Below are 9,319 nucleotides of genomic sequence, written 5' to 3'. Positions count from 1 at the left end.
GTCGCCGGGCACGTTGCGCATTTCCAGCGCCAGCGCCTCGCGGCGTTTGAGACCGGCTTCAATGGCCAGCAAACTGACCGTGGACAGGTCGGCCAGCCTCGGCAAAGGGGGCGTCGAGATATGCATTTTGCGCATAGCTCTGCCTTCAGTTGCTGGCCCCCTAATTTTGTCGTTTTGGCCACTTATTTTTGTCGCGCTACACTTGCACGCGGATTTCGTCCGTTTGTTGACCTCTTGTTGACCCGTCGTTTGGACAGCAAAAAGCCGCCCGAGAGGGCGGCTGCTAACCTGTTGAGGTCATTGATAGTTTTTGGTTGCGGGAGCACGCAACTACCGATACCGACATTCATTAGAAATAGCGGTTTGATGGACATCATGCGGCCCTCTCCTGGCGGGTACGAATGTCAGTGATCCAGTTCGCTAGCGCGCTGATTTCGCTTTCGATCATCGCCGCTGAGGGCAGGCGGGGATTGATTTCGCCGGGCTGACTATGAAGGAGCGCGGAGCAACGGCCGAAGGCCTCACGCATCGTGGCGCAATCGGTATCGGTGAGGATGGTAAGCTTGATCAAGCCGGTCGTATCGACTTTGCGTGACAGGCGACGGATCACCGGTCCGACCACCTCTTCTACCGCCCGTTCCCAACAGGTGCGAAGCTGGTCTTGGAAGGATGTCACCTCCCGCAACCATTTCGCCTGATCACCGCGCTCGTGGTGGATTTTCACATTCGTAAGGTGTGCCTTCATTCCGTCTATCACTTTATCGAGCGGCATGACGCTGGCTGGCGGGTCTTGATGACAGAAGCCGGAATTGTCGGCGCCACGACTGATGAGCCGGTAGGCGATCGGCGTTGCTTCACGGTCCTTGGTTGCCCGGCAGGCCTCCTCAAGTAGAAGCAAGAAGGCCATGTCGTGTGTGAACACAATCACCTGCCGTGTTTCGCCCGCTTCGGCCAAGCGTGCGGCGACCCTATCACGGTGCAGGTGGTCAAGAGAGGACACGGGATCGTCGAAAACGATCGCCGACTGCGCGTCGATGGTCGACAGCTCGGCGAGGAAAGCGGCGAGCGCTACACATCGATGCTCACCTTCGCTCAAAACCTTGCCGACGGGTTCGCTCGGCTTGTTGATGAGACGCACCTGAAAGAAGGGCACCCCCGCTGAGGTCTTCGCCTGTTGAAGCTCGATGGCGAGGCCGGCAACGCCGAGCTTGTCGACTTCAATCGCGAAGCGGCCACGCAGGCGATTGGTGACAAGAGCCTGCGCGATACGGGCGCTCTGCGTCGTGATCTTGTTTGTGGTCGTTTCCTTACTGGCCTTTTCCAGGGCCTCGATGGATTTGCAGCGTTCAATTTGGGCAAGGACGTCGGCTTGCACGACGCCGAGCCATTTCCGGTCGGCCAGGCCGTCTCGCTCGATGATAAGGGAGGCACGTTGGGGAGAGCCTACCTCCGATTCCAGGCCTTCGATCCGCGTCGCAATCCCGACCAGCACATCACGCAATTCCTCTGGCGCAGAGATCGCGTCCGGCGGCAATGTGTGCAAAACCTCGCTTGCGTGGGTTCGAAGTACCGCCCGTAGCCGCCAGGACAGTTGGACGATCTGGCGGCGAAGGATCTTAGCCAACTCGTCGTGGCCGATATCGTCGCGGATCAGCGCGAGGAATGAAGGCAGATCCTTCATGGGGAAACTTTGCGACGATAGCTCCTCCAGCAAATCGTCATAAGCCACGCCAGCTTCCTCTTCACGGCGCTTGCTTTCGTCTTGGACGAAGGCTTCGAAGCTGCTCAGTCGTTTGACGGCTTCCTCGCCGAGCGGCTGTTGGCACAGGACGCAATGGGCATCCGGGCCTGTCACGGGGAAAGGCTTTTCTGGATAGGCCGCTTCGCGTGAATAGGTTCGAGCAGCTTCCCAGAGGGCTCTCCAGATATCCGAGCCAATGTCCGGCAGAGGTTCCGCGGCGAAAAGATCGTCGGATGCAGCCAATGCCGCCGCTCGCGCAGTTGCAAGACGCCCATGAGCCTCACGGAGCGCGGTCCGGTTCTGCTCAGAGGCGGCGGTGGTCAACTTGCCGATCTGTTCGATCACTGCATTGATGCGGGTTTCCTGAGTCTGGAGTTGACGGACGGTCCGGACTGGATCGCCAGCGAGATCGGTAATGAGGGTTTGAAGCCGCGCGTCTTCCTGCGCGTTCAGGCCAGCCAGTTTCTCAATTGCGTCGGGTTTGGTCTTTCCGGACAAGCCGGCGATCATCTTGCCGACCGCCGTATCCGGCTTGCATTCGGGTTTTGAGAGGACGGCGGGCGTTTGCTGTTGCAGCTTATGGATTTCGGCCGAAAGTTCGGCTTTCACATCCTGGCACGCCTGCGCGAGACCGGCGAGAATGCGGAGAGGAAGGGGCGTATAGGCGAGATCGTTGGTGTTCTCGACATGGACATTGGCGGTCCGGGAGTCGAAGACGCTGACGGCGGACAGCATAGGATCGACTGCTCCGCCCTGATTCCACGTCGCGTTTCGCTTCTGGCCGCCGATGAAAAAGTCGATGCTGGCAGTCGGTACGCCGCCTGCACCGGCATAGATATTTGGAAGGATGGCATCACCCTTCGGTGAGCGTGCCCGGCAAAGCTGCTTGAGGACGCGGGCATATCCTGATTTGCCAGCACCGTTGTCACCATAGATCACGGTGAGGCCGGTCTTGCCGAAGGACAGCCGCTCGCCTGGCGCGAGCGCGTTCACATTCGACAATCCATGCAAGGATCCGAGGTTGACGACCGCATGGCTTGCGGCAGGGTCACGGATGTGGGTGGCATCCAGCGGAGCTGCGGGAGTGCCGCCCTTGCAGACCGCAACGAGCGCCGTGACATCGGCAGGTTCTAGCTTTGTCTGGCCGCACAGCCGACGCAAGGCGTCGCGCTGCCAGCCGGGCAGGTCGACTGACCATTTCAGTATGTCTGCAAGCGCCGCAGCCTCGTTCGAGAGGTCAGTCTTCTGTTGATCCATCGTTCGGTCCCCCATGGCTCCGTCTTCAGCGGTCTGCCATCTGATGTTCTATTGTCGCCACCCCGTCATGCGCCGCCGACAATGCGTTTTTCCGCGCCAAGCGGAATGATCCAGCCGCCTGCGCCGTCGCGGCGCGCAAAGTCATCAGGACTGGCCTTCGCGGCCAAACGACCGCGAATGGTGTCCGCTTCGCCATCGATTGCCGCGCGGACCAGATCCCGATCGATGCCGACGAAAACCGGACGAAGGTTAAGCCGGGCCAACGCCTCCTGATCGACGGCGCTGGCGCTTGCATCGGTGATCGGACCCGCGCGTGTGACGATCCCGCCAACCAGGCCGCCGATATCGCCGTCCTTCTCGACTTCGCTAATCACCGCATTGTCCAAGGTGGCGCGGGCTCGGGCCGAAGTGTTTTGCAAGGCACGCGGGAGGGCCTGCCGTGTCAGATCACGCAGCGCTTGGGCGAGTTCTGCATGGCCGAGGTGTTCGATCATGCTGGCGACATGCAAGCGAAGCAGGCCTACGAAAGGGGCGTCCTTGTCTTGCGGGTCGATGGCCTCGCCCATGTCGACCGGATCGTGAACGGAAAGATATGCGTCGGCCGGGCTGGGACTCGCCACGCCCCAGCGCGTGGCGATAGCGATCCTCTTCACCGTAACCTTGCGGCCTTTGACCGTGAGGTCGATCCGTCCGGCTTGTGTCCAGGCGCGGGAAAGCGCCCTCGCTGTTCCGCTTGGGTCGTGGCAGCCCTTGGCCTCTGCGATCGTGAGCGAAGTCAGATCGGATTTGCACGCGATCCAGTCGGGTAGGTCGCCTCGCGCGAGGCGCTCGATCTTGGCGCGTTTGCGTCGATCAAGATCGACGACACGATTACCGAGATGGGCAAAGATGGAGAGGTCAAAGTAGCGTTCAAGATAGGCGCGGGCGACGAATCTGCCGAACAGACCCGATAACGCGACCTTCACTTCACGAGCTTGCCCGAGCGGCTGCTTGAAGATGAAAGGCGTGCCTATGCCGGTAGGCGATAGCAGCGCATCGAGAATCGACCATGCGCCGTAAGCGGCGCCCGGCGTTTGAAGCACCTCGCGAATGCCGGCATCCTCGATCTCGGAGACGTCCAATGTGATGGTCGCCCCGGGGGCTGGGTCCAGCGATGGCGGAGTAAAGCTGTAGATGAAGGTTCGACTCATGCATCGACCAACTTGTAAACAGACCTGAGAAGGGCAATCGCCTCGTCGCGGGTAAACGGCACGTTGAGCGCTTTTGGATCAAGAGTGTCGTCCGCCGCTGCCAGATCAAGGAAGCGTCGCATGTCGTCGCGAATTTGATCGGGCAAGGTGATCGAGGCATCGCCAGGCAGAAGCTGGGTCAGACGAAGTACATCATTGCGGTGCTTCTTGATGTTTTTGCTGTCGATCCTGTCCCCGGCTTCGGCCCGTGCGGACAGATCGAGAAATGCCCGCGCCTTGAATGGGATGAGAAGTGTTTCATCGATGACGGTTACGCCCTCGATCTTCCGCTTCGCGGACTGCAACGCTTCATAATATCCGTCGTCGAGCAGAATGGCCGAGAGGCTGACGATGTCTTCCTCAACCGGGATGGGGGTGAGTTCCGCATTTTCCGGAAGGTTGAGGGTGCCCGGCCTGCGGGAAAACAGCTCAATCATGAAGGGGAAGCTCTGATCCGACGGTTTGTGGAAGCGGTAGAATTCCTTGTCGCCGGTGCTGCGCTCGCGTGCCTGGTAGCCACCCGCATCCAGAAACGCTTTGAAGGCTGTGCCGAAAGCGGCATCGACCACCTCAACGCAGAGCACCATGTCGATATCCTTGGTAGCCCTGAAATCGAGACCGGCTTCATCGAACAGGAGGTCACAGGCCGCCCCGCCGATGATGGCGTAGTGGTCCTCATGGCCAGCGAAGTACTTCTGAAATTTATCAATGCCAGCTACCAAGGTAGTTTCTCCAAAAGTCGATCCGCAGCCATGGCGACACGCTCGTCGCGATGATCCCGGAATTGTGCGTACAAGGACAGGACGTCCACGGTGTTTGTGTCGGACAAGGCGGCTGGATCGTAGGACCACGTCTCGATGATGCAGTCGGCTTCTTCGCGGTCAGTTTCAACAAGGTCAGCCGCCTGCGAAATCGCTTTCCAGTCGCTGGCGGCGACGGCGAAAGTGTCGATACGGGGGCTAGCCAGCTCCGTGAGGTGGGATAGCGCCGTTTCCCCTGCCAACTTCAGGTGTGCGCTGAAGGCGCTCCCACGCACGAATTTCATGGAACGAACCGGACTGCGGAGATGTGGTGTCGCTTCCTCCAGGAGGCGTCGCCCTTCCGCCTTGAAGCTAATGTGCCTCTCTTTCCCATGTCTGACGGTTTCAGCGAGACGGGCGGCCACCAGGTCATCGAACGCTCGGCCGATTGACATTGCCGAATAATGCAGCCGTTCGGCTAAGGCGGACGGCGTTGCCAAATTCCTGTCGAGATGCAGAATGTGATGGAAAAGAACCGTTTGAGCAGCGGGCGATAGTCCTGCCACTTGCCGGCGGCGTGGGGCACGAAAATGTTCGCGTAGGTCGATCGCCAAATCCGGGATGTAAAGCTGGTTGCCAGGAACTATGAAGGGGACACCTTGACCGATTAGCCGCGCCCTGTTGTGCGCGGTAATGCTCATGGTCGCGAAAACCACCGTGGCGTCGGTGACATTGCGGATGATGTCGATGTGCTTAGCGATATCTGCCGGTGTACCTGTATCTCCGAGCTTGGCAGCGATGATGCAGTGGTGCCCGAGAATATATGTTTCATAAAGCCTGTAAGCTCGCCCGACAAACGACGGCAAGCTGCGCGTACCCTCGAATGCACGAACAACGATGCGAGCATGAAGCAGTTCTTCCAGATAGCGCTCCAGCGCTTCCAGAAACTGCGAATCACTTATATCGAGATCTTTTCCTAACATGGTAACGCACACTAACATTGATGACGTTACCGTTCAATGTCGCCGTTATCGTATCTTCTTATCCTCTGCCCCTTCGAGCCTTCGCGAAGCCACGGTCCGTGGCAATGAAACGCTCCAGCATCGGCACGATAAGCCGGACGGGATCAGCAGCGGGCTGGCCACTTTCGCGGGCCAGCACCTCTGCATAGGCGATCAGATCACGGTGGAGCGTGCCCGGCAGTTCAACCGTCACTTTGACGGGTTTGTCTTCAACGACTGGGCCGAGTTTCAGCTTTGTCATGGTCAGTTCCTATAGGGTTCGAGTACCAGGTCGCGGGTGACGATGACCCTGACGGGATAGCCCGGTCGGACGGTCAAGGTCGGCGCGACCTGCAACTGACGCTGGACGATTTGCTGCCCGGCCTGATTGATGGTGTCCTGTGCGCCGTCGCGGATGGCGCGGATCAGACGGTCTTCGTCGTCGGTCGCCAGTTCCGTGCCAATGCCGAGCAGCGTGGACAGGCCCGCTGCTTTCATCAGATCCCACCAGTGGTAATCGACGCCATCCTCCAGACCGGCATAGCCGGAAGCGTCCGCGCCGGGCTGGCGCTCCAGCACGATCGAGCGGCCATTGGGCAGGATCAGGCGGTTCCAGACCAGCAGCACACGGCGCTGGCCGAACTGCACACCGGCGTCATACTGGCCGATGATGCGCGTTCCCTGCGGGATCAGGAGCAGCGCGCCGGTCGGGCTATCATAGACATTTTCCGTGACCTGCGCGGTGATCTGGCCAGGCAGATCCGAACGGATGCCGGTAATCATTGCAGCCGGGATCACGGCCCCTGCCTGAAGGATATAGGGCGACACTGGCACCATGATCCGATCCATGGCAACGGTCTGGCGATCCACCGGACCATTCAGAAATGCCGTATGGCGGTCCTGCGTGGCGGGCTGATCGCCAAGGTCAAGACCCGCAAGGCCCGGCATATTGGAGCCAAGTGTCGTCGCTGATCGCTGCCCCGACTGGAAGAACACGGTGCTAAGACGTGCAGCTTCCTCTTCGGCAAGACGACGTTCCTCGGCGGGGTCTCGGGCTGGTGCTGCCATAACCGGCGGCGTAACGGGCTGCCCCCTGTTCTGGGCGTCGAGGATCGGGCCGCCGAGGTCGCCCGGCAAAGCTGGACCCAGGACGGGGCCGGTATAATCGCGCGGCAGACCAGCCAGCCCGTCGGCTGTGGGGCGGTTCTCGGTGGAATAGAGTTCCTCGCCATTTCCACCCATGTCGCGGGTCTGGAGCGCATAGATCAGTGCGCCGCCAATGCCGAGGAGCGCGACAGCTCCAACGCCAGCCAGCATCTTGCGTGACAGGCGGGTGACGCGCGGCGGCTCGGCGCGCAGGCGCATAGGAGGCGCGTTGGTGGTGGTCTCGTCGCTCATGACGGATTCTCCCCGGTTTTTGCGGGCTGGGCTGCCTGCCTTTGTTCAACGCGGACGATCCTGACGGTTTGCTGGCGATCACCGCTGCCAAGGCGCAGTTCGGCAGCACCGAACAGGCGATCCACGATCAGGATGTTCTGGTGAATGCGGCTGTTGACGATCTGCGTTTCGCCCTCGGAGCCTATGACGAAGATCGGCGGCATCTCGCCCTGCACAATGCCGCGCGGGAAGCGGGACTATTACTGCCAGTCGCGCCGCGGCAACCGCCTGTTCGAGCTGGGCCTGTCCGAAGTCGGCCTCGCGCTCTGCGCCGCATCATCCAAAACCGATCAGACCCGCATTGCAGATCTCGTCGCCGAGCATGGGCAGGAGGGCTTCCTCGCCGCCTGGCTGCGCGATCGCGGCGTCGAATGGGCGGCGGAGCTGATCCCCGATCTCACCAATCTCATCCCCCAGACCGAAAAGGAGTCCTGACCATGACGATCCGTTTTTCCCGTTCCCGGGCCATGCTCATGGCGGCAACACTGCTCGCCGCGCCGCTTGCATCCTCGCCCATGCTGACCAGTCCGGCCCACGCACAGTTCGGTTTCGGCCGCATCGTCTATGACCCGACCAACTATGCGCAAAACCTGCTCACGGCCGCGCGCACGCTGGAGCAGATCAACCACCAGATCACCTCGCTTCAGAACGAAGCGCAGATGCTCATCAATCAGGCGCGTACCGGAATAGGACCGGCCGGTTGAAGCATTTCTCGGCAGGCCCAGCGGGGCGGTATCGGGCGACGCATCCCAAGGCTGGACCCAGGGCAGACGCCCTTGCTCCAGCTCGGCGATGATCTTGTTGGTGATGTCGTCGTAAAGGTTGCCGCGCGCGCCACCGTCTACGGGGTTACGATCCTGTCTGGCCATCGGGATGATCTCCGCGACGGGTGCCGGAAGCCTCTCTTCCAGCCCTCAACCCGTCACGGAAACCCCGTCCGCACTCTCACTCTCGGGGGCGTTGCGGGGTCTCCCCGCTGATGGGGGTGCGTCGGCAACGCCAGTGCCGACCAGGGGGAAGGCTTTCCCCCAAATGCCTCTGTATACTGGACAAAAAGAGCTTTGCTGGTTTCTTATGCAAGCTGGACCGACTCGCGCCAGTCGGAAGACGAATATTGCATATCTAAGTATTTCCGAGGAATTTTCGTGGCCCGTTATAACCCAGATGCTGATCTTTCTCCGCTTTACGATACGATGGATCGCCTTCGCACTGATTGTCTGATCGGCGATGGTTCCCTGCTTTCACCTGGACGCTCACTCTGGACCACTGAACACTTTGCAGAGTTGCAACGTACCTACGTGCAGAACCTCGATGAGGGCGAAGGCAAGTTCTTCGAAAAGCTGAAAGTCCAGCTGTCTGACGCAACCGCTGAAGCGCACTGCCTGATGTCAGAGCGATTGAACTACGATCGGCTTTACCAAGAGGCTCTGGGTGACCCAGAGCTGAAACGGACCGCAGTTGAACTTGAGGCGGCCTTGGCAAACGCACGCGAGGCACGGGAGGTAGTATTCGACCTCTTCCAAGATCTCGAAGGCTTCAGTCTGGATGATTACAAGCCGTTCTCCGATGTTTCCACGGGTTTGGAGCGGTTGGTTGATTTCTTGTCGGTGGCCATGGCGGACCGGAATTTAAGGCTCTCGAAGGTTGATGCAGAGACTATCGATTTACTTACGGTCGATGGTGCCCGCCGCATTCGATTTACTCTAAACCGCGATGTCGCAACTTCCTCCGAAACGTGCGATCTCCTGGGGCTTGATCATCCGGTGGTCCAGGAGGAACTGGGCAGGTGGCGTTCGCTCAATCCGAATTTTCTGGGAGTAGAGGTGGTTCGGTTGCTCTGAACAGGTTCCGGGCGTTTTCTAAGTGGTTTTCCGCCTCGGTTATGCCGCCGCCGCTTCGGGTGTCGGCGGGTTG

7 protein-coding genes and 4 pseudogenes are annotated in these 9,319 nt (G+C 60.0%); 3 read left to right on the top strand and 8 right to left on the bottom strand.

Annotated elements, in window-relative coordinates; genetic code table 11:
• Nucleotides 1-373: 373 nt before the first annotated feature.
• The 7 genes and pseudogenes from C8N34_RS25140 to C8N34_RS25110 all read right to left on the bottom strand — a co-directional run.
• Complete coding sequence (locus C8N34_RS25140) at nt 374-2,998, bottom strand: AAA family ATPase (RefSeq protein ID WP_108130988.1); 2,625 nt, start codon at nt 2,996-2,998, stop codon at nt 374-376.
• Between the two features lie 65 nt (nt 2,999-3,063).
• Nucleotides 3,064-4,188, bottom strand: coding sequence for a hypothetical protein (locus C8N34_RS25135; protein WP_108130987.1), 1,125 nt, complete (start codon nt 4,186-4,188; stop codon nt 3,064-3,066).
• A complete protein-coding gene (locus tag C8N34_RS25130; RefSeq protein ID WP_108130986.1) occupies nt 4,185-4,949 on the bottom strand; it encodes a hypothetical protein in 765 nt (254 codons plus the stop codon). Before C8N34_RS25130 ends, C8N34_RS25135 begins: the two co-directional genes overlap by 4 nt.
• A complete protein-coding gene (locus tag C8N34_RS25125; protein ID WP_145693913.1) occupies nt 4,943-5,950 on the bottom strand; it encodes a MarR family transcriptional regulator in 1,008 nt (335 codons plus the stop codon). Before C8N34_RS25125 ends, C8N34_RS25130 begins: the two co-directional genes overlap by 7 nt.
• A 58-nt stretch (nt 5,951-6,008) precedes the next feature.
• Nucleotides 6,009-6,230 (bottom strand): DUF2274 domain-containing protein, encoded by a 222-nt coding sequence (locus tag C8N34_RS25120; protein ID WP_108130984.1) that lies wholly within the window; start codon nt 6,228-6,230, stop codon nt 6,009-6,011.
• A 2-nt stretch (nt 6,231-6,232) separates the two neighbouring features.
• The gene (locus C8N34_RS25115) at nt 6,233-7,366 is read right to left on the bottom strand and encodes a TraB/TrbI/VirB10 family type IV secretion system protein (RefSeq protein ID WP_108130983.1); all 1,134 of its coding nucleotides are present in this window, start codon (nt 7,364-7,366) and stop codon (nt 6,233-6,235) included.
• Nucleotides 7,363-7,596: pseudogene (locus C8N34_RS25110) on the bottom strand (TrbG/VirB9 family P-type conjugative transfer protein); the annotation flags it as partial. The gene C8N34_RS25115 and the pseudogene C8N34_RS25110, both read right to left, overlap by 4 nt.
• Between C8N34_RS25110 and C8N34_RS25105 the strand changes: the two are divergent.
• Nucleotides 7,595-7,840, top strand: a pseudogene (locus C8N34_RS25105) (hypothetical protein); the annotation flags it as partial. The pseudogenes C8N34_RS25110 and C8N34_RS25105 sit on opposite strands and share 2 nt — an antisense overlap.
• A gap of 2 nt (nt 7,841-7,842) precedes the next feature.
• A pseudogene (locus tag C8N34_RS25100) lies at nt 7,843-8,085 on the top strand (P-type conjugative transfer protein TrbJ); the annotation flags it as partial.
• A gap of 57 nt (nt 8,086-8,142) precedes the next feature.
• Here C8N34_RS25100 and C8N34_RS25095 read toward each other — a convergent pair.
• Nucleotides 8,143-8,274 (bottom strand): annotated as a pseudogene (locus C8N34_RS25095) (ArdC-like ssDNA-binding domain-containing protein); the annotation flags it as partial.
• Nucleotides 8,275-8,550: 276 nt separating this feature from the next.
• On the opposite strand from C8N34_RS25095, the gene C8N34_RS27055 reads away from it, so the two are divergent.
• Nucleotides 8,551-9,246 (top strand): hypothetical protein, encoded by a 696-nt coding sequence (locus C8N34_RS27055; protein WP_242013926.1) that lies wholly within the window; start codon nt 8,551-8,553, stop codon nt 9,244-9,246.
• The last annotated feature ends 73 nt before the right edge of the window (nt 9,247-9,319 follow it).

Source organism: Gemmobacter caeni (assembly GCF_003054195.1).
In the GTDB taxonomy this organism is placed as follows: domain Bacteria; phylum Pseudomonadota; class Alphaproteobacteria; order Rhodobacterales; family Rhodobacteraceae; genus Gemmobacter; species Gemmobacter caeni.
The sequence above is the reverse complement of the archived record's forward strand: the minus strand, read 5'-3'. Positions and strand labels throughout refer to the sequence as shown.

Bases quoted from the DNA above. Each gene is read 5' to 3' on its own strand.
- C8N34_RS25140 (WP_108130988.1), bottom strand. From the start codon at position 2,998: ATGGATCAACAGAAGACTGACCTCTCGAACGAGGCTGCGGCGCTTGCA.
- C8N34_RS25135 (WP_108130987.1), bottom strand. From the start codon at position 4,188: ATGAGTCGAACCTTCATCTACAGCTTTACTCCGCCATCGCTGGACCCA.
- C8N34_RS25125 (WP_145693913.1), bottom strand. From the start codon at position 5,950: ATGTTAGGAAAAGATCTCGATATAAGTGATTCGCAGTTTCTGGAAGCG.
- C8N34_RS25120 (WP_108130984.1), bottom strand. From the start codon at position 6,230: ATGACAAAGCTGAAACTCGGCCCAGTCGTTGAAGACAAACCCGTCAAA.
- C8N34_RS25115 (WP_108130983.1), bottom strand. From the start codon at position 7,366: ATGAGCGACGAGACCACCACCAACGCGCCTCCTATGCGCCTGCGCGCC.